At 66.7% G+C, this 20,828-nt stretch carries 13 protein-coding genes; 9 read left to right on the top strand and 4 right to left on the bottom strand.

The genetic code is table 11. The features are described 5' to 3' along the window. Positions 1 to 804: a 2,5-didehydrogluconate reductase DkgB gene (dkgB, locus tag CAG31_RS00495; RefSeq protein WP_085577521.1), complete on the bottom strand. Its 804-nt coding sequence runs from the start codon at positions 802 to 804 to the stop codon at positions 1 to 3. 222 nt (positions 805 to 1,026) lie between these two features. Between dkgB and CAG31_RS00490 the strand changes: the two genes are divergently transcribed. The 3 genes from CAG31_RS00490 (at position 1,027) to CAG31_RS00480 (ending at position 4,268) form a co-directional block, all read left to right on the top strand. Then, entirely contained in the window at positions 1,027 to 1,893 is an 867-nt protein-coding gene (locus CAG31_RS00490; RefSeq protein WP_085577520.1) for a pirin family protein, read from the top strand. Positions 1,894 to 2,288: 395 nt separating this feature from the next. Then, entirely contained in the window at positions 2,289 to 3,731 is a 1,443-nt protein-coding gene (locus tag CAG31_RS00485; RefSeq protein ID WP_085577519.1) for a mechanosensitive ion channel family protein, read from the top strand. 96 nt (positions 3,732 to 3,827) lie between these two features. After that, on the top strand, positions 3,828 to 4,268 hold the full coding sequence (locus CAG31_RS00480) for a carboxymuconolactone decarboxylase family protein (RefSeq protein WP_085577518.1): 441 nt from the start codon (positions 3,828 to 3,830) through the stop codon (positions 4,266 to 4,268). Between the two features lie 76 nt (positions 4,269 to 4,344). Here CAG31_RS00480 and CAG31_RS00475 read toward each other — a convergent pair whose 3' ends face one another. Both CAG31_RS00475 and CAG31_RS00470 read right to left on the bottom strand, forming a co-directional pair. Beyond that, positions 4,345 to 5,937, bottom strand: a complete 1,593-nt coding sequence (locus tag CAG31_RS00475; RefSeq protein WP_085577517.1) for a DHA2 family efflux MFS transporter permease subunit — start codon at positions 5,935 to 5,937, stop codon at positions 4,345 to 4,347. Next, complete coding sequence (locus tag CAG31_RS00470; RefSeq protein ID WP_085577516.1) at positions 5,934 to 7,055, bottom strand: HlyD family secretion protein; 1,122 nt, start codon at positions 7,053 to 7,055, stop codon at positions 5,934 to 5,936. Before CAG31_RS00470 ends, CAG31_RS00475 begins: the two co-directional genes overlap by 4 nt. A gap of 401 nt (positions 7,056 to 7,456) precedes the next feature. On the opposite strand from CAG31_RS00470, the gene CAG31_RS00465 reads away from it, so the two are divergent. The 6 genes from CAG31_RS00465 (at position 7,457) to CAG31_RS00440 (ending at position 19,003) form a co-directional block, all read left to right on the top strand. After that, positions 7,457 to 9,184 (top strand): ShlB/FhaC/HecB family hemolysin secretion/activation protein, encoded by a 1,728-nt coding sequence (locus CAG31_RS00465; RefSeq protein WP_085577515.1) that lies wholly within the window; start codon positions 7,457 to 7,459, stop codon positions 9,182 to 9,184. A 98-nt stretch (positions 9,185 to 9,282) separates the two neighbouring features. Further along, the gene (locus CAG31_RS00460; protein ID WP_085577514.1) at positions 9,283 to 13,758 is read left to right on the top strand and encodes a hemagglutinin repeat-containing protein; all 4,476 of its coding nucleotides are present in this window, start codon (positions 9,283 to 9,285) and stop codon (positions 13,756 to 13,758) included. Between the two features lie 276 nt (positions 13,759 to 14,034). After that, positions 14,035 to 14,862 (top strand): hypothetical protein, encoded by an 828-nt coding sequence (locus CAG31_RS00455; protein ID WP_085577513.1) that lies wholly within the window; start codon positions 14,035 to 14,037, stop codon positions 14,860 to 14,862. 94 nt (positions 14,863 to 14,956) lie between these two features. Then, positions 14,957 to 15,457: a sigma-70 family RNA polymerase sigma factor gene (locus tag CAG31_RS00450; protein ID WP_085577512.1), complete on the top strand. Its 501-nt coding sequence runs from the start codon at positions 14,957 to 14,959 to the stop codon at positions 15,455 to 15,457. A gap of 40 nt (positions 15,458 to 15,497) precedes the next feature. Then, positions 15,498 to 16,481 (top strand): FecR family protein, encoded by a 984-nt coding sequence (locus tag CAG31_RS00445; RefSeq protein WP_085577511.1) that lies wholly within the window; start codon positions 15,498 to 15,500, stop codon positions 16,479 to 16,481. Positions 16,482 to 16,579: 98 nt separating this feature from the next. After that, positions 16,580 to 19,003, top strand: a complete 2,424-nt coding sequence (locus CAG31_RS00440) for a TonB-dependent receptor (protein ID WP_085577510.1) — start codon at positions 16,580 to 16,582, stop codon at positions 19,001 to 19,003. A gap of 627 nt (positions 19,004 to 19,630) precedes the next feature. Here CAG31_RS00440 and CAG31_RS00435 read toward each other — a convergent pair. Further along, positions 19,631 to 20,782, bottom strand: a complete 1,152-nt coding sequence (locus CAG31_RS00435) for an MFS transporter (protein ID WP_085577509.1) — start codon at positions 20,780 to 20,782, stop codon at positions 19,631 to 19,633. Positions 20,783 to 20,828: the final 46 nt, after the last annotated feature.

Genomic DNA, 20,828 nt, shown 5'->3' with positions numbered 1-20,828 from the left:
TCAGTCCCACTCGGGGGCGATGCCGTCGGGGCTGGTCAGGCGCTGGCCGCGGTCCAGGGTCGCGATCAAGGCCATGTCGGCCTCGCTCAGGGTCAGGGCCGTGGCGCCGAGGTTGCTTTGCAGGTTGGCGCGCCGGGTCGACGACGGGATCACCGCATAACCCGACTGCATCGCCCAGGCCAGCGTCACCTGCGCCGGGGTGGCGCCCAGCCGTTCGGCGATCTGCTGGATCAGCGGATCCTTCAGCGCTTCGCCGTAGGCCAGGGTCATGTACGAGGTGGTGTGGATGCCCTGGCTCTGGGTGAAGGCGATCACCTTGCGGTTCTGCAGGAACGGATGCACTTCGATCTGGTGGGTGGCGATGTGCTCGGCGCCGACCGCCGCGATGGCTTGTTTCAGCAGGCCGATGGTGAAGTTGGACACGCCGATCCGGCGGGTCAGGCCCAGGCGCTTGGCTTCGAGCAGGGCGCCCATGAATTCCTCCACCGGCACTTGATCGTCGGGGGACGGCCAGTGGATCAGCGTCAGGTCGAGGTAGTCGGTCTGCAGTTTGCGCAGGCTCTCCCGGAGGCTGTCGATCAGGCGGTCCTTGGCGTAATTGGCGACCCAGATCTTGCTGGTGATGAACAGCTCTTCACGGGGGATGCCGCTGACGGCGATGGCGTGGCCGACCTCGGCTTCGTTCTCGTAGATCTGGGCGGTGTCGATGGCCCGGTAGCCCAGCTCCAGGGCGGTGCTCACCGAATCGATGACCACCTGACCTTGCAGGCGAAACGTACCAAGACCGAAAGCGGGAACAGACATGCGTGACTCCAGGGTTGCGAAGGGAATGGGCGCAGTATCCGTGGCGGCCTGCCCGGGAAAAACCGCTGCCCCGGCAAAGCACTGTTGAGCGCAAGTCACGAATCGGCGGTGCGGGTACGCATTGTTCTACGTGTGGAACGATGAAGCTGCTTTTGCCTGACTAGTGCCGGATAGGTAGCGGATTTAACATCAATCCATTGAAACCACCTTTCGGGAGGCACCATGAAAGACCTCATCGGCATTTACACCAGTCCCCGTGGCCACTGGGTGGGCGACGGATTTCCGGTTCGCACGCTGTTTTCCTACGACAACCTGGCCCGGCACATCAGCCCGTTCCTGCTGCTCGATCACGCAGGTCCCGCCGAGTTCACGCCGACCCATGAGCGGCGCGGCGTCGGCCAGCATCCGCACCGCGGCTTCGAGACCGTGACCATCGTCTACGACGGTGAAGTGGAGCACCGGGACTCCACCGGCAGCGGCGGCAAGATCGGCCCCGGCGACGTGCAGTGGATGACGGCGGCGTCCGGGATCCTGCACGAGGAATTCCATTCCCGGGACTTCGCCCGCACCGGCGGCAGGATGGAAATGGTGCAGCTGTGGGTCAACCTGCCGGCCAAGGACAAGATGGCGGCGCCCGGTTACCAGACGATCCTCGACGGCGACATTCCCGACATCGAGCTCAAGGACGGCGCGGGCCGCCTGCGCTTGATCGCCGGCGAGTTCGACGGCCGCCAGGGCGCGGCGCGCACCTTCACGCCGGTGGACGTCTGGGACATCCGGCTGAACGCCGGGAAGACGCTGGACCTGGACCTGCACGAAGGGCGCAACACCGCCCTGGTGGTGTTGCGTGGTTCGGTGCAGATCAACGGACGGGAACAGGCCGCCGTCGGCCAGTTGGCGCTGTTCGAGCGCGATGGCCGGCAGGTGACGCTCAAGGCTGACGCCGACGCGGTGGTGCTGTTGCTCAGCGGCGAACCGATCGACGAGCCCATCGTCGGTCACGGTCCGTTCGTGATGAACAGCGAAGCGGAAATCCATCAGGCGTTCGCCGACTTCCAGTCGGGGCGGTTCGGCCGGATGCAGGACTGACCCCGGTTCGCCAACACCGCCATCGCCAGCAGGCTGGCTCCCACAAGGGATCCCCGGTGTCCGCAGGATTCCTGTACACCACAGAAACCTGTGGGAGTTGGCTTGCCAACGATTGGGCCATCACAGCCGACATCTCCGGTGGCTGACAGGCCGCCATCGCGGGCAAGCCCACTCCCACAGGTATCTCAGGTGCCCGCAAAATCCCGGCACACTACAAGATCCTGTAGGAGCTTGCCTGCAAGCGATGAGGCCGGCATTGCCGACATCCCTGGTGCCTGACCCAGCGCCCTCGCCAGCAGGCTGGCGCCTACAGTTTCTATGGCGTGAATCAAATGCTCCTACACTGAACCGATCTGTGAGATCTTCTGCCGATTGGTCTCTGCCGGAGTTGTTTGATGCTGTCACTGCTCACCGATCATCCCTTGATTTGCGCGCTGATCCTGATCCTGGTCGATCTGGGGCTGTGGCGCCTGATCAGCTCCCACGGCAGCGGGTGGAAGCTGCTGGTGCGGGTGGTGATCTTCACGTTGTTCAGCATCCTGCTGTTCAACGAAGGCCTCAACCCGATGGAGACCGCGCCGTGGGCCGACAACGTGCCGCTGCACCTGGCGGCGACCGGCCTGCAGATCGGCTGGTGGCTGTTCGGCGCGCGCACCCTGACGGTGCTGATCGGCGCGGCGATGATGCAGCGGGTCGGGCACACCGGGCGGCTGCTGCAGGATCTGCTCGGGGCCGTGATCTTCCTGATCGCGGTCATCGCGGCGCTGGCCTACGTGCTCGACCTGCCGGTCAAGGGCGTGCTGGCGACGTCCGGCGCCTTGGCGATCATCGTCGGCCTGGCATTGCAGAGCACCCTCAGCGACGTGTTCTCCGGCATCGTGCTCAACACCACCAAACCCTACCAACTGGATGACTGGATCTCCATCGACGGCACCGAAGGCCGGGTCACCGACATCGACTGGCGCGCCACCCGCCTACAGACGTCCCAGGGCAGCATGGCGGTGATCCCCAACTCGCTGGCGGCCAAGGCCAAGATCATCAACTTCAGCCGGCCGAGCAACATGTTCGGGGTGTCCGTCAGCGTGCAGGTGAGCCCCCATTCGCGGCCCAACACGGTGCTCGAGGCGCTGGAGCGGGCCGTGCAGGGTTGCCGCTTCCTGTTGGACGACCCGGCGCCCAGCGTGGCGATGAAGAACGCCACCAGCACCGGCGTGGAATACGAGATCGGCGGCTTCGTCGCGTCGATGAGCGAAAAGCGCTCGGTGCGCAACCAGCTGTTCGACCTCGCCTACCGGCATTTGCAGGCCTCCGGGGTCAACCTGCTGTCGAGCGTCGAACCTCTGGCGCCCGCCGACCTGTCGCGGCCCCGGGCCCTGCTGGAGAGTTCGCCGATCTTCTCCACCCTGCGCGAGGAAGAAAAGGACACGTTCAGCCAGAACATGACCCTGCAGACCTTCCGTGCCGGCGAGGTGATCCTGGAGGCGGGGCAGGTCAGCGACCATCTGCTGATCATCGAGTCCGGCGTGCTCTCGGTGACGCTGCTGCGCCACGGAACGCCGTTCGAGTCCGGGCGCATGGGGCCGGGCGAGGTGATCGGCGAGGCCGGCATCCTGAGCGACTCGGCCTTGCCGGCGACGTTCTCGGCCAAGACCTATTGCACGCTGTACCGCATCGAAAAGGCTTACCTCAAGCCCTGCCTGGATGCCCGCCACGACATCAGCGACGCCATGAAGGCGTTGCTGGATTTCCGTCTGCTCAAGGCCAAGAGCCTGACCCAGGAGGTGCCGGCGGTGGTGCCGAAGAAGGGGTTCCTGCACTGGTTGCGGCATCGTGCGTAAGGCAGTGGTCACCCGGACTTCTGCCGGATTGGCTATTTGTGCGCCGGGGCTGCGGGATTAACGTAGCCGCACATTCACTTGACCCGGAAACCTGCCATGAAAGCCCGCATCGATTTCTACACCGCTTCCCCCGACGCACTCAAAGCGATGATGGCCCTGGAAAGCGCCGTCTCCAAACTGCCGCTGGAAAAGAGCCTGATCGAACTGGTCAAACTGCGCGCTTCGCAGATCAACGGCTGTGCGTTCTGCATCGACATGCACACCAGCGATGCGATCAAGGGCGGCGAGACCCCGCGTCGGCTGTTCGCCGTGACCGCCTGGCGCGAGGCCCCGTTCTTCACCGACCGCGAGCGCGCCGCCCTGCTGTGGACCGAATCGCTGACCCAACTGAGCCTGACCCACGCGCCGGACGAAGACTACGAAACCGTCAGCGCCCAGTTCTCGCCCAAGGAAATGGTCGACCTGACCGTGGCCATCAGCACCATCAACAGCTGGAACCGCCTGGCCGTCGGTTTCCGCAAGACCCCGCAGGCCTGATCCGACTGCCTTGACCCTGCCCGGCGGTGGCTTCACTGACGCCATCGCCAGCAGGCTGGCTCCTACAGGTATCCCTTCAATGTGCATCGGCACTCGGTGCGGGCGGCGGCAGCACCTTGCGCATCAAGGGCACCATCGCCGTGGCGAGGCCGAAGCACACCATGATCACCAGAAACGTGTCGCCATAGGTCTGCGTCTGCGCCTCACGGTAGGTCAGCAGCCACAATTGGCGCAGGCTGGCGGTCATGCCCGCGTCCCCGTGCTGCCCCCACGCGGCGAGGTTGCCGCCGACCTGGCCCAGCCATTGGTTCAGCGCTTCGTTGCGGCTGTTCAGGTGCTCCGCCAGCCGGGTGAAGTGCAGGTTGGTGCGGTCGTTGAGGATGGTCGCGCAGGCTGCGATGCCGATGGCGCCGCCCAGGTTGCGCATCAGGTTGAACAGGCCCGAGGCATGCTTGAGCCGTGCCGGCGCGAGGCCGCCCAACGTCAGCGTCACCGCCGGCGGCACCGCCAGTTGCTGGGCGATCCCGCGCAGCGCCTGCGGCAGCAGCAGTTCTGCGGCGCCCCAGTCGTGGGTGATCGGGCTGAACTCCCACATCGACAGCGCGAACAGGGCCAGGCCGGCCATCATGATCCAGCGCAGGTCGACTCGGTTGGCCAAAAAGGCGTACAGCGGAATCGCCATGATCTGGAACACGCCGGTGGAGAACACCGCCAGGCCGATGTCCAGCGCGCTGTAGCCGAGCACCCGGCCGAGGAACAGCGGCGTCAGGTAAATGGTGGCGAACAGACCGATGCCGGTGACGAACGAAAAGAAGCAGCCCAGGGCGAAGTTGCGGTCCTTGAGCGCCCGCAGATCGACGATCGGATTGGCCACCCGCAAGGTGCGGCCGATGAAGGCCAGGCCGGCCAGGCCGCTGATCCACGCGGTGGTGAGGATGGTGCGGTCGCCGAACCAGTTCCAGCGCGGGCCTTCTTCGAGGGTGTACTCAAGGCAGCCGAGAAACAGCGCCAGCAGGATCATGCTCGGGTAGTCCGCGCCCTTGAGCAGCGACAGTTCCGGCCGGTCGATCTTCACCAGCATCGGCACCGCCACGGCGACGAAGATCCCCGGCAGCAGGTTGATGTAGAACAGCCAGTGCCAGGACGACAGGTCGGTGATCCAGCCGCCGATCACCGGGCCCAGCGTCGGCGCCAGCGAGGCCACGGCGCCGATGGTCGCGGCCGCGATGACCCGTTGCTTGCCGGTGAAGAAAAAGAACGCCGTGGTGAACACCAGCGGGATCATCGAACCGCCCAGGAAACCCTGCAGCGCCCGGAACGCGATCATGCTCTGGATGTTCCAGGCGATGCCGCACAGCAGGCTGGCGAGGGTGAAGCCGACCGCCGAGGCGCAGAACAGCCAGCGAGTGGAAAACACCCGGGACAGCCAGCCCGACAGCGGAATCACGATGATTTCGGCGATCAGGTAGCTGGTCTGCACCCACGCCGTCTCGTCGGTGCCCGCGGACAGCCCGCCGCCGATGTCGCGCAGGGAGGCCGAGACGATCTGGATGTCCAGCAGCGCGATGAACATGCCGATGCACATCGTGGCGAAGGCGAACACCTTGGTCGCCGTCGCCATGTCGGCGGCATTGAACGCGGGCGCGGGGACGGCCTGGGCGCGGCTCATGGTGCACTGGCCACGGCGGCGGTGTCGGGCCGGGCGCGGGTGTCGACCTCGGCGGTCACCGACAGCCCCGGCCGCAGGTGGCCGAGCACGCCGTCGGCGGGGTCGAGCAGGATCCGCACCGGCACCCGCTGGACGATCTTGGTGAAGTTGCCGGTGGCGTTCTCCGGCGGCAGCACGCTGAACTGCGAGCCGGTGGCCGGGGCGAGGCTGTCGAGGCGACCGTGGAACTCCTGCCCGGACAGCACGTCGGCGCGGATGCTCACGCGCTGGCCGGGTTTCATCCGGGCCAGCTGGTCTTCCTTGAAGTTGGCGTCCACCCACAGGCCGCTGGCCGGCACCACCGACAACTGCTGCGAACCCGCCTGGGCATAGGCGCCGACCCGGGCGCGGCGGTTGCCGATCACGCCGTCCACCGGCGCACGCAGCTCGGTGTAGCCTAAGTTCAGTTGCGCCAGGTCGCGTTCGGCCTTCGCCTGCATCAACGCGGCGCGGGCCTGTTGCTTGCGGGTTTCGATGACCGAGAGCTGGCGCTGCGCGGCGAGCAGTTCGGCCTGGGCGCGAGCGCTCTGGGCCTGGGCGGTCTTGAAGGTGGCGTCGGCCCGTTGCGCGCTTTCCACCGAGACGGCGTTGCTGCTCACCAGCCGCTTGTAGCGTGCGTTGTCGTCCCGCGAGCGGGCGGTTTCGGCACCGGCGGCGTCGATGCCGGCGCGGGCCTGGCCGATCACGGCTTGCTGCAGTTGTTCGGTGGCGTCGAGGTTGGCCAGCAGCGCCTCTTCGGCGGCGACCGCACCTTCGGCCTTGGCCAGGCTGGCGCGGTAGTCCCGCGAGTCGAGACGGATCAATACGTCCCCGGCCTTGACCGGTTGGTTGTCGCTGACCAGCACTTCTTCGATGTAGCCGGAGACCTTCGGCCCGATCACCGTGACGTCGCCGCCGATGTAGGCATCGTCGGTCTCTTCCAGGAATCGCCCGGCGCTCCACCAATGGGCGGCGTACAGTCCGGCGAACGCCAGGACGGCGATCCCGGCGGCGGGCAACAGCAGGCGCTTGAGCAGGGGCGATCGGGCGGCGCCGACCGGGACGGCGAGGTCGGGTTCGACGGTGGGCATGCTGGTCATGGGAATGTACCTGTGGAAGCGGGCCGTTATTACGCCTGTAATATGACGCAGGTAATATTTTGTGGCAATTCATTTCTGTCGCCGGCCGTCAGGTGGTCACCCGACCGGTTCGCCCCACGGGCAAACGCCTCAGGCAATGGAGCATGCCGCCGCCGCAATGACGAATCCCGCCAATCGCTCAACACCCTTTGAGCGCTGCTTCGAGCCCCGCATCAGGCCCTCAGGGAAACCCTGAGGGTACGCAGATCCCTCCGTGATTACGGTCGATGACGGCAAATCACTGAATTGTTTAAGAAATGTAACCACTGTAGGAAGCGTCTTGCATTTGCGTAGGAGGGCTCCGACTATCACGAACATTGATGAAGTGGCATTACGCCATTTGATGATTGCAAGGAAGTTGAGTGCCGTATTCGTTCCGCGCTGTTTCCCGTTGCCGTTCCCTGCGTCGCCCGTTGTTGTCGGCTTTTGTGTTGGGCGTGTGCGCCTTCCCGGCCGGGGCTGCCGAACCGGCGTCCGCCGGCCAGGAAGCGCTGCGTCAGCAGCAACAGCAACAGCGCGACCTGCAACAGCTGCAACTGGAACAACGGCGCCGGCAACTGGAACGTGGCGCGTTCGGCCCGGCGCCGGCCTCTACGGCCACCGCCCAACCCGTCACCCCCGACGAGCGCTGCTGGCCCCTGAGCGGCACGCGCATCGGCGGCGTCACCCTGATCGACAGGGACGCGCTCAATGCGCGGATCAAACCGCTGCTGGCGCCGTGCATGGGCGTCAACCAGATCAATCACCTGCTGGCGAACATCACCGCGATCTACGTCGAGCAGGGCTACATCGCCAGCCGTCCCTATTTGAGCAGTGCGCCGGCGGCGGGGCAGTCGCTGGACATCCTGGTCGACGAGGGCTACGTCGAATCCATCGAACTGGCCGACCAGAGCCTGCCGGTGTCGCTGGGCGGCGCCTTTCCCCACATGCTCGGCAAGCCGCTGAACCTACGTGACCTGGAGCAAGGGCTGGACCAACTGAACCGCCTGCGGTCGGTGGACCTGACCGCCGACATCGCCCCCGGCAGCCAGCCCGGCGCTTCGCGGGTCGTCCTGCGTTCGCGCAGCGCCGGGCAATCGCGCTGGGCCCTGGGGCTGGGCGCCGACAACCTCGGCAGCGCCAGCACCGGGCGCGACCGCAACACCGTCAGCCTGAGCCTCGACAGCCCGCTGGAGCTCAACGACCTGTTGAGCCTCAGCGCCAGCGACACCCTCAACCGGGGTGACCGCTACAGCCGCAACGCCAGCCTGTACTACGCGATTCCCTACGGCTACTGGACCTACAGCGCGTTCGCCAGCCACGCCGAGTACCGGGCGCCGTTCAAGCTCAGCACGACGACCCTGTACAGCACCGGCATCACCGACCAGCTCAGCCTGCGCGCCGACCGCGTGCTCTGGCGCGACCAGAGCCACCAGCTCAGCGCCAACCTGCAACTGGCCCACAAGGACGTCGACAGTTACCTGGCGGACGCGCGCCTGGGCATCCAGAGCCCGACGCTGACCGTGGCCGAAGCCGGGCTCAACCTGTTCTGGCTCGACCGCGCGGTGTGGAACCTGGACGTCAACTATGCCCAGGGCCTGCGCTGGTTCGGTGCCGACGATGACGGCGCGCGCCAGGTCAGCAACCTGCCCAAGGCGCAGTTTCGCAAGTACCGCGCCGGTCTCAGCCAATGGCGCAACGGTCGGCTCGGCGATCAGGCCTGGCAATGGCAGAGCCAGCTCAACCTGCAATACAGCCCCGACCCGTTGCCTGCCATCGAACAGATGCTCGGCACCGACGATTCCGCCGTGCGCGGTTACCGGGTCGCCAGCGCGTCCGGCGCCAGCGGCGCGATCTGGCGCAACACCCTGCGCCTGCCGCTGGCCACGGGCGGGCCTGTGCAGGTCACCCCGCGCCTGGGGCTCGACCACGGCTGGATCAAGGCCGACCATGGCGTGCCGGGCCAACGCCTGAGCGGCGCCAGCGTCGGCCTCAATCTGGGCTGGAAGAACCTGCAGGTGGACGTCGATTACCAGCGCAACCTCAACACCCCCAGCGGTTTGCCCCATGAGCCCGACGCCTGGCTGATGCGGGTGGGGGTGCAGATATGAACAACGCAGTGAACCCACAGCCGACGGATCTGAGCGCGACAGCCCCGGCCAAGACCAAAACGCGCGACGTGATGCCGTACTTACATGGAGACGTTTTTATGCCAGCACACACCTTCGCATTCAACCTTTCGCCCCGGGGCCAATTGCGCTGGGCCATCGCCAGCCTGTTCCTCGCCGCCCACCTGCCCAGCGCCCTGGCCGGCGGCGTGGTGGTCGCCCCCGGCCCCGGCGGCACCGCGCAATTGCAGACCCAGGGCGGTGTGCCCATCGTCAACATCGTCGCGCCCAACGGCTCGGGCCTGTCGCACAACCAGTTCCTGGACTACAACGTCGACCGCCAGGGCGTGGTGCTGAACAACGCCCTGCAGGCCGGGCAATCGCAGCTCGCCGGGCAACTGGCGGCCAACCCGCAACTGCAGGGCCAGGCCGCGAGCGTGATCCTCAACGAAGTGATCAGCCGCAACCCGTCAGCCATCAACGGCGCCCAGGAAATCTTCGGCCGCGCCGCCGATTACGTGCTGGCCAACCCCAACGGCATCTCGGTCAACGGCGGCAGTTTCATCAACGCGCCGAACGCCAGCCTGGTGGTCGGCCGTCCGGAGCTGAACGACGGCAAGCTGCAATCGCTGAACACCCGCGACGCCAGCGGCCAGTTGCAGATCCAGGCCGGCGGCCTGCGCAACGGCGAAGGTTCGGTGAACCTGATCGCCCCGCGCATCGACAGCCAGGGCAACCTCAGCGCCCGTGACCAATTGAACGTCACCGTCGGACGCAACCAGGTGGATTACGCCAGCGGCCAGGTGAAGACCGTGGACCCGAGCGGCCACACCGCCGGCCAGCGGATCGACGCCAGCCTGTTCGGCGCGATGCAGGCCGGGCGCATCAATATCGTCAGCACCGCCGAAGGCGCCGGCGTGAAGGTGGGGGCGGTGCAGGTGGCCGGGCGCGACGGCGTGCAGATCCGTTCGGCCGGCGACCTGAGCGTCAGCGGCCAGGCCGTCGCCGACAGCCTCGATGTGACCCGTGCCGGCATTCGCAGCAGCCAGGGCGATGTCGGCCTGCACAGCGGCAAGGACCTGACCCTGGCTGCCGCCGATGTCAGCGGCCGCGACGTGAAGGTCGACGCCAACCGCAACCTGACCCTCACCACCGTGGAAAGCCGCAAGCTCCAGGAACAGCGTGAGAACTGGAGCAACAACACCATCGGCATCACCTGGGAAACCTACGAACGCACCCGCACCGACAGCGATTCGCGCCAGCACGGCAGCCAGATCGTCGCCAGCCGCGATGCGCAACTGTCGTCCGGCAAGGACACCGAACTGAACGCCGCCAAGGTCGAAGCGACCGGTGACCTGAGCGTGCAGAGCGGTGGCGACCTGCGCCTGACCGCCGCCACCGAGCGCCACGTGCAGACCGACCAAGGCAAGCACCGCAAGCACCTGTGGAAGGCCGACTGGGACAGCAGCAGCGAGACCCAGCGCAGTGTCACCAGTCAATTGACGGGCGGCAACATCGCCCTGCAGACCGCCGCGCTGCTGCGCTCCGAAGGGGCAGAGCTGACCAGCCGGGGCGACCTGCAACTGGCCGGCAAACAAGTGGACATCACCACCGCCAGCCGCACCGACCGCAGCAGCGACAACCGCTACGCGGGCGATCTGGTGGGCGGCGGCTTCTTCGGCAAGACCGGCGACGCCGACAAGGGCCAGACCCGCCACCAGGGCAGCAAGGTCAACGCGAGCGGCAAACTGACGGTCAAGGCCGACGACGTGCGCATCAGCGCCAGTCAGGTGCGCGGCGGCACCGACGCCAGCGTGATCAGCGACAGCGGTTCGCTGATTGTCGATGGCGTGCAGGACACCTCCCACAGCAACAGCCACGACAAGGACAGCAAGTTCTTCGGCATCACCAAGGACGAGTCCCGGCAGAACGCCAAGGACAGCACCACGGTGCGCAGCGAACTGGTGTCCGACAGCAACCTCAAGCTCAAGAGCGCCAAGGACATCGAAGTCGCCGGCGCCTCGGTCAAGGCCGGTGGGGCGCTGACCGCCGACGCGGCGGGCGATGTGAACGTGAAGGCTGCGCAAGACACCCGCGAGCGCAGCGACAGCATCCAGACCCGCGGCTTCGACGCCTACGCCAAAGAGAACGCGCCGGACGCCGGGCAGTACCGCGCCGGCATTCATTACGAAGACAAGCAGAAGACCGTCACCGCCAACGATGTCAGCCAGCAGGGCGCAAGCCTCACCGGTGGCACCGTGCAGGTGAAGGCCGGCGGCGACCTGACGGTCAAGGGCGGCGAGGTGAAATCCACCGCAGGCGATACGACCCTCAGCGGCAAGAATGTGTCGCTGCTGGCGGAGCAGGACAGCCATCAGACCTCCACCGACACCGCCAACACCGGCGGCGGCTTCTACTACACCGGCGGCCTTGACCGCGCCGGCAGCGGCATCGACTTCGCCCGCGACACGGCGCACGACGCCACCCGCAAAACCACCGCGCAGACCACCGGCGTGCAGAGCAGCGGCGGCCTGACCATCAATGCCGGCACACTCGTCACCGAAGGCGCGCAGCTCAAGTCCGGCAACGGCCTGAACGTGGTCGCCAACGAGGTGGACAACCGTGCGGCCGGCAACACCTCCAGCAGCACCCACGACGAGAGCCACTGGTCGGCGGACATCGGCGCCAACGTCGAGTACAAGGACATCGCCCGGCCGGTCGTCGCAGCGGTCAAGGACGTGCTCGCCGGCAAGGTGCCGGACAAGGACGCCCTGAGCAACCTCGGGCAGCCGAACGTCGGCATCGATGTCGCAGTGGGCCACGCCAGCGCCGGCAAGACCGAGCAGGGCAGCACCGCCGTGGTCAGTCGCTTCGATGGCGCCACCGTGGACGTGAACGTCGCCGGCACGCTGAAGGACCAAGGCACCCAATACAACGCAAGCGCCGGCAAGGTGAACATCGGCGCGGACAAACTGGTGGCCGACGCGGCCGCCGATACCCGCAGCAGCAGCGACAAGGCGGTGGACGCCAAGGTCGATGTGCGCGTCTACACCAAGACCGGCGAAGACGTGAACGTCGCCGGCAGCGGCGCCGGCGGCAGCAGCCAGACCCGCAAGGACAGCGCCACGGCGGTGGTCGGCGGCTACGCTGGCAGCCAGGGCGTGAACATCAACGTGCGCGGCGACGCGCAGTTCGAGGGCAGCCGCTTCGACGGCGGCCAGGGCGGCGTCAGCGTCAAGACCGGCGGCGACCTGGCCCTGAACCAGGCCAACGACCGTCAGGGCAGCGACACTTCCAGCCTGCGCGGCAACGGCTCGCTGACCGTCGGCACCTTGCCGGGCACCGACGGCACCAACGTCGATCTCGGCGCCGGGTTCCAGCTCGACCACACCGGCAAGCAGGTCAACGACAGCCAGGCCCGTGTGGCGAGCGTCCAGGGCAACGGCCCTGTGCAGTTCACCAGCGGCGGCAACCAGGTCCAGCAAGGCGCGAAGATCGACAGCGCAGGCGCCATCGACCTGAAGGCCGGCGGCACCCTCGACCTGCAAGCGGCCACCGACACCCACGTCGCCACCGGCGGCAACCTCGGCGGCGGCCTGAAGGCGGGCGGCAGCAAGACCAGCAGCGAGAAGAGCCGCGATCAGGGTGGCAACCTCAGCGGCAACTTCAACATCGGCCGGGTGAACGAGAACACCCAGACCCTCAAGGGCGGCCAGCTTGACAGCCAGACCAGCATCGCCCTGAGCGGCGATTCGGTGCGCCAGCAAGGCACCCAGGTCGGCGCGCCGAGCGTGAGCCTCGACGCCGGCAAGGGCGGCATCGCGCTGGAATCCGCGCAGTCCAGCGACAGCCGCAACAACTGGAACGTCGCCCTGAATGCCGGCGGCAACCTCAGCCAAAGCACACCGACCGCCGCCGATGAGAAGGCCACCAGCGACCACGGCTTCAACGCCGGGGCCAAGGTGGGCGTGGACTATGTGCAGGGCACCACGCAGCAGAACAGCCGGATCAAGGCCGATGCGGTGGTGTTGAACAGCGCGGGCGACGCCCGACTGAGCGGTGCGCAGGTCGAGGGCAAGACCGTCGGCGGCAACATTGCCGGTGACCTGACCGTCGAAAGCCGCCAGGACACGCAGAACCACGCCAAGGTCGATGTGGATCTGGGCCTGACCGGCAAGAAGAACCCGCCGAGCGACAAGAAGGAACTGGCCGGCACCGACTACAAGCCGACCCTCATCGCCCAGGGCGAATACGCCCACAAGGACAGCGTCGGCCAGGCGTCCGGCATCAGCGGCCAGCAAGGCGTGAACCTGAACGTCGGCGGCGCCACGCAACTGACCGGCGCGCGGGTCTCGGCGGCGGGCGGCCGGGTGCACCTGGGCGGCTCACCGGTCGGCAAGACGGATCTGGACAACCGCGACTACGGGGTCAAGGCCGGCCTGACCCTGCCGCACAAGGCTGAAGAGAACGCACCGAAGGTCTCGGTTGAGAACGGCACGCTGAAAGCCGGCCCGGTCACCGTCAGCGGTCATTTCGACAGCCAGACGCTGCAGGCCGGCATCGACGAACGCGGCTGAAGCCCCCACGGTGGATGAGCCCCATCCACCGTCCAACCCTGCAGGCCTCAACCCAAACGACAAGCATGCCCCTGTGGGAGCGAGCCTGCTCGCGATGGCGTCGGACCAGTCACTGCAAAGGTGCCTGTTCCATCGCCATCGCGAGCAGGCTCGCTTCTACAGGGGGGCATGGTCTGGTCTGCGTCGATTTCTTCGCCCCCGCTGGAAAACCCGCAGGCCTGCAACTAGCGTGTGAGAACGGACGCTCACTGCAAGGGACTGACGGGGTGCAACGACATGGGCAAGAAGTTCGGCAACGGCTGGTGGATCGATGAAGGGGTGTTGATGTCCGACGAGCGCGCGACGGATCTCGAAGCCGCCGCCGGGCATTTTCCGGACGAATACGACCCGATGATCTTCCTTACCGGCGATGCCCACCGCGAGCCGCCGTTCCAATGGGCGGCGCAGGGCGTCTGGGCGAACTTCTTCGCACCGCTGATCGAAGACAACAAGATCGTCTGCCATGTCGAGCAGTACCCCAGGGCGGTCACCCGTGATTCGGTGCCGCCGCTGTTCGGCCCGGTGTTTGACCACGGCAAGGTGTTCGGCTGGGAGCACGCGGTGTTCCCGATCCTCGAAAACCTGATGAAGAACTACTACAACCGGGCGCAGGACTTTCCCGCCAACATCACCGTCGGGTTTGTCCGCGGTGCGTTGGGCGACAGCGCCAAGGTCGCGCAGATGGGTTTTCTGAGAACCGAGCACCAGGCGTTCGTGGACTTCGCCAAACCCTACGTCGAGGAAAAGACCGGCCTGAAGGCCATCTTCAGTTCCACCCCGTCGTCGACGACGCGGCTGTCGGCAACGGACGGCGCCAAGTTCAAGGAACTCTACTCGGCCTACGTGCGGGCCGGCATGGAGCTGCGCACGGGCATCCATCCTTACATCGCCCCCGCGATCCAGCGCCTGATCGACACCTACCGCGACCACATCCACCTGATCACCTGCGGTGACGCGCACCTGCTGGTCAATCCGCTTTATCAGTATCTGCATCCGCCGGAGGGGTGTTTCGGCATCGTCGATCCGGACCAGGGCAAAGGAACGGGCAAGATCAAGGCCAAATAGGGCGCATGCCGCCTCCCGTCGACAGGCCCAAGGAACGATTGCCGGGCGTAATACGAAACATTACTATTCACGCCCCTTTCCTCAGCACGCCGCCATGATCCCCATGCTGCCCCGCAGACCCGGCTTTTTCGAGCATTACGAAGAGTTGATCGGCACCTGGACCCGTCGCCTGCGCAATCGTCAGCAGGCCGAGGACCTGGCGCACGACACCTTCGTGCGGGTGCTCGAAACCGATGCGGCGACAGTGCAGCAGCCACGGGCGTACCTGCACCAGACCGCACGCAACATCGCGGTGGACGGCTTTCGGCGTGAGGACCGACGGGGCGCCATGGAGTCGGAGGCGATCGATCTCAGTGAGTCGCCGACCGGCGACCCGGAGCATTACATGCATGCGATCCAGTTGGCCGATTCCATTGAGCGGGCGCTCGCGGAGCTGCCGGTCAACTGCCGGCGGATCTTCGTCTGGCAGAAGCTCGAAGGCCTGACCCAGGCGGAAATCGCCGAGCGCCTGGGGCTGTCCAGGAACATGGTGGAAAAGTATATGATCCGCACCCTGCGGCACCTGCGCGACCGTCTGGACGGGTTGCAGCCATGAGCGGGCGCCGTCATTCATCCCCGGCCAGACAGGACATTCCATGATGCAGACCCGTGATTGCGCGTGCGGGCAGGCAACGGTGCGCGATGAGGCGGCACGCTGGTTCGTGCGCCTGCAGGAGGCGGCCGTCAGCGTGGACGAGCGGCAGCGCTTCGACGCCTGGCTGAACGAACATGCCTCGCACCGCGACGAGTTCCTGTTGCTGCAAGGCGTGTGGACCGCCGCCGACCTGCTGCCGGCGCCACGCCTGAAGGCCTTGTGCGACGAGCCGCCGGCCCGCCGCGGGCGCCGGCCGGCGCTGCGCTATGCGGTGGCCGCCGGGGTGCTGGCGGTGGCGGTCGGGCTGGGGCTGTTCAGCGGGCTCACCCCACCGGCGGGCTACAGCGCCGAATTCGCGACGAAGACCGGCGAACGGCGGCATGTGGCGCTGCCTGACGGTTCGGTCGTCGACCTCGACAGCCGGAGTGCCTTGAAGGTGCGCTTTGAAAAGGATCGCCGCGTCGTCGAACTCACCGAAGGCGAGGCGATGTTCAGTGTCGAGCACGACACCTCGCGTCCGTTCGTGGTCGAGGCCGGCAGCGGCAAGGTCACGGTCACCGGCACCCGCTTCGACGTGCGCCGCGACCCGGCGCAGACCCGGGTCGCGGTGGAGCAGGGCACGGTCAAGGTGCAGGGCCGCAACGCGCCGGACAACGCCTTCGTCAGCCTGACCGCCGGCCTGGGCACCCATGTCGACGCCCAGGGCGCCGTCGCGCCGGCCTACGCGGTCAACCCGGCCGAGCTGACCGCCTGGCGCAGCGGCAAACTGGTGTTCAACAACGCCAGCCTGAGCGATGTGGCGGCGCAGGTGTCCCGTTACCGCGACAAGCCTCTGAAGGTCTCCGGCCCCGCCGTGGCCAACCTGCGCCTGACCAGCGTGTTCCGCACCGACAACACCGACGCCTTGCTCAAGGCCTTGCCGAACATCCTGCCGGTGGCCGTGCGCACGCTGGCCGACGGCAGCCAGGAAATAATTTCAAAATAAAATTCAGGTTTTTTTCGAGTTCATCGTCTTCCTGTTCAACTGCAACTGGTTTGCATTAACAGACGCATACACTTGCGATCCACAGGACTACGTTCGACGTGAAAAACACCAACGCCAACAACAAGAAATCCCCTTGGCTGCCGCTGGCCCTCGCGCTGGCGGTCAACGCTGCCGTGCCGCTGGCGTTCGCCGCCGACGCCATCCACATCCGCGCGCAGCCGCTGGGCCAGGCCCTGAGCGAATTGGGCCAGCAAACCTCGCTGCAAGTGTTTTTCAGTCCTGACCTGGTCGCCGGCAAACAGGCCCCGGCGGTGGAAGGCAACCTCTCGCCGGAACAGGCCCTGCGCCAATTGCTGCAGGGCAGCGGCCTGGACTACCAGATCAACGAAGGCTCGGTGACGTTGTCCCCGGCGCCGACGGCCGCCGCCAACGGTCCGCTGGAACTGGGCGTGACCGACATCAAGGTGGTCGGCGACTGGCTCGGCGACGCCGACGCCGCCGTGGTGCAGAACCACCCCGGCGCACGTACCGTGATCCGCCGCGAAGCGATGGTGGAGCAGGGCGCCATGAACGTCGGCGACGTGCTGCGCCGGGTGCCGGGCGTGCAGGTGCAGGAGGCCAACGGCACCGGCGGCAGCGACATCTCGCTGAACGTCGGCGTGCGCGGCCTGACCTCGCGCCTGTCGCCGCGCTCCACCGTGCTGATCGACGGCGTGCCGGCGGCCTTCGCCCCTTACGGCCAACCGCAGCTGTCGATGGCGCCGATCTCTTCGGGCAACCTCGACAGCATCGACGTGGTGCGCGGCGCCGGTTCCGTGCGCTACGGGCCGCAGAACGTCGGCGGTGTGATCAACTTCGTCACCCGCGCCATCCCCGAAAAGGCCACCGGTGAAATCGGTACGACGCTGGAGACCTCCCAGCACGGCGGCTGGAAACACATCGACACCGCCTTCCTGGGCGGTACCGCCGACAACGGCCTCGGCATGGCGCTGCTGTACTCCGGCGTCAACGGCAACGGTTACCGCGAGCGCAACAACGGCAACGACATCGACGACGTCATCCTCAAGACCCATTGGGCGCCGACCGAGCAGGACGATTTCAGCCTCAACTTCCACTACTACGACGCCAGCGCCGACATGCCCGGCGGCCTGACCCAGAAACAGTACGACGACAAGCCGTTCCAGTCCGACCGCGACTACGACGGCTTCAGCGGGCGGCGCAAGGACGTGTCGTTCAAGTGGATCCGCCAGATCGACGAGCGCACCCAGGCCGAAGTGCTGACCTACTATTCCGACAGCTTCCGCGGCAGCACCATCGCCGCCCGCGACCAGAAGACCCTCAGCTCGTTCCCGCGCTCCTACTACACGCTGGGCATCGAGCCGCGCGTGTCGCGGGTGTTCGACGTCGGCCCCACCACCCAGGAAGTCAGCGTCGGCTACCGCTACCTGAAAGAGGCCATGCACGAGCAGTCCAGCCGCCTGGCCCTGGTCAACAACCAGCCGGTGGTGACCAAGACCTCCGACGGCCACGTGTTCCAGGACCGCACCGGCGGCACCGAGGCCAATGCGGTGTACGTCGACAACAAGATCGACGTCGGCAACTGGACCGTGACGCCGGGCATCCGCTTCGAGCACATCAGCACTGACTGGCACGACCGCGCGGTGCTCGACACCGCCGGCAAGCGCGTGCCGGAGAAGAACCGCAGCATCGAAAGCAACGAGCCGCTGCCGGCCCTGAGCGTGATGTACCACCTGTCCGATGCGTGGAAGCTGTTCGCCAACTACGAGACCTCGTTCGGCAGCCTGCAGTACTTCCAGCTCGGCCAGGGTGGCTCGGGCGACCAGACCGCCAACGGCCTGAACCCGGAAAAGGCCAAGACCTACGAGATCGGCACCCGCTACAACGATGACGTGTGGGGCGGCGAGGTGACGCTGTTCTACATCGACTTCGACGACGAGCTGCAATACATCAGCAACGACGTGGGCTGGACCAACCTCGGCGCGACCAAGCACCAGGGCGTCGAAGCGTCCGTGCACTACGACATGGCCGCGCTGGACCCGCGCCTCGACGGCCTGACCGCCAACGCCGGCTTCACCTACACCCGGGCGACCTATGAAGGGGAGATCCCGGGCTTCAAGGGCCGAGACCTGCCGTTCTATTCGCGCCAGGTGGCCACCGTCGGCCTGCGTTACGGCATCAACCGCTGGACCTACAACCTCGACGGCTTCGCCCAGTCCAAGCAACGCTCGCCGGGCACCGGGGTCAACGCCGACGGCAGCTTCAGCGGCAACTACATCACCGAAGGCACGGCGGACGGGCAATACGGCGACATTCCGGGCTACGTGACCTGGAACGTGCGCGGCGGCTACGATTTCGGCGCGCAATTGTCGAACCTCAAGCTGGGCGCCGGGGTGAAGAACATCTTCGACAAGCAGTACTTCACCCGCTCCAGCGACAACAACTCGGGGATCTACGTGGGCACGCCGCGTACGTTCTTCGTGCAGGCCAGCGTCGGCTTCTGACGACTCCCGCAGCGCCCCCGCTCCCCCTGTGGGAGCGGGCTTGTCCGCGATGACGGCGGCCCGTCCAACTTCGATGTGTCAGGCAGGCCGCCATCGCCAGCAGGCTGGCTCCCACAGGAGATCTCCAGTGAATGCAGGGGCTGTGGTCACCGCAGAACCCTGTGGGAGCGAGCCTGCTCGCGATGACGGCGGCCCATCCAACCTCGATGTGTCAGGCAGGCCGCCATCGCCAGCAGGCTGGCTCCCACAGGAGATCTCCAGTGAATGCAGGGGCTGTGGTCACCGCAGAACCCTGTGGGAGCGAGCCTGCTCGCGATGACGGCGGCCCATCCAACCTCGATGTGTCAGGCAGGCCGCCATCGCCAGCAGGCTGGCTCCCACAGGAGATCTCCAGTGAATGCAGGGGCTGTGGTCACCGCAGAACCCTGTGGGAGCGAGCCTGCTCGCGATGACGGCGGCCCATCCAACCTCGATGTGTCAGGCAGGCCGCCATCGCCAGCAGGCTGGCTCCCACAGGAGATCTCCAGTGAATGCAGGGGCTGTGGTCACCGCAGAACCCTGTGGGAGCGGGCTTGCCCGCGATGACGGCGGCCCATCCAGCACCTATGTGCCAGCCAGGCCGCTCGTTCAGACCTTCAGCACTTTGCCGCCGATCGCCACCGCCACCAGCAGCACCGCCATCAGGCCGAAGGCGAAGCTCAGGCTGCTGCCGTGGGCGACGAACCCGATCACCGCAGGTCCCGCCAGAATCCCCGCATAGCCCAGGGTGGTGATGGCCGGCACCGCGATGCTTTCCGGCATCACCGTCTGCTTGCCCACCGCCGTGTACAGCACCGGCACGATGTTCGAGCAACCGGCCCCGACCAGCGCGTAACCGATCAGGGCCGCCTGCCAGGACGGCGCGAACGTTGCCAGGAACAGGCCCGCCGCCGCGGTCAGCCCGCCGAACAGGATCACTCGCGTCGCCCCCAGGCGCCGGACGATGCGGTCGCCGGTGAGGCGGCCTGCCGTCATGGTCAGGGCGAACGCGGCGTAGCCCAGGCCCGCGTAGGCCTTGTCGATGCCGCGTTCCTCGGCCAGGAACACCGCGCTCCAGTCCAGCGCAGCGCCTTCGGTGAGGAACACGATGAAGCACATGCCGCCGATGAACAGGACGATGCCGTGGGGCACCGCAAACGCCGGCCCCGAGCTTTCGCTGCCGTAGGGCAGCATGTGCGGCACGGCCTTGAACAGGGACGCGACCAGCAGCGCGACCACCACCAGCATCGCCGCCAGCGGCGACAGGCCGAGGCCCAGCAAGCCGCTGACCCCCGCCGCGCCGACGATGCCACCGAGGCTGAACAGGCCGTGGAACCCGGACATCATGTTTTTCCCGCTGGCCCGCTCGACGATCACCGCTTGCAGGTTCACCGTCGAGTCCACCGTGCCCAGCCCGGCGCCGAACATGAACAGCGTGGCGATCAGCGCCGGAACCGACGACACCGTCGCCAGCAACGGCAACGCCGCGCAGATCAGCAGCGTGCCGCCGGTGGCCACCTTGCGGCAGCCGAACCGGGTGGCCAGGATGCCCGCCAGCGGCATCGCCAGGATCGACCCCACCCCCAGGCACAGCAGCAACAGGCCCAGCGTGCCTTCGTCGAGCCCGGCCCGGGCCTTGGCGTACGGCACCAGCGGCGCCCACGCCGCGATGCCGAGGCCGGCGATGAAGAAGGCGATGCGGGTGGACATCTGTTGCAGGCGTCCGGGAACGAAAGCGGCTTGGGCGTTGAGGTCGGTCATGGGAATCCTTGGCAGAATCGTTACAGCAGGCGGACATCCTTGCACA

The sequence above is a fragment of the Pseudomonas sp. R25(2017) genome (assembly GCF_002112565.1).
Taxonomy (GTDB): domain Bacteria; phylum Pseudomonadota; class Gammaproteobacteria; order Pseudomonadales; family Pseudomonadaceae; genus Aquipseudomonas; species Aquipseudomonas ekonensis.
This window is presented reverse-complemented; position numbering and strand designations above follow the sequence as displayed.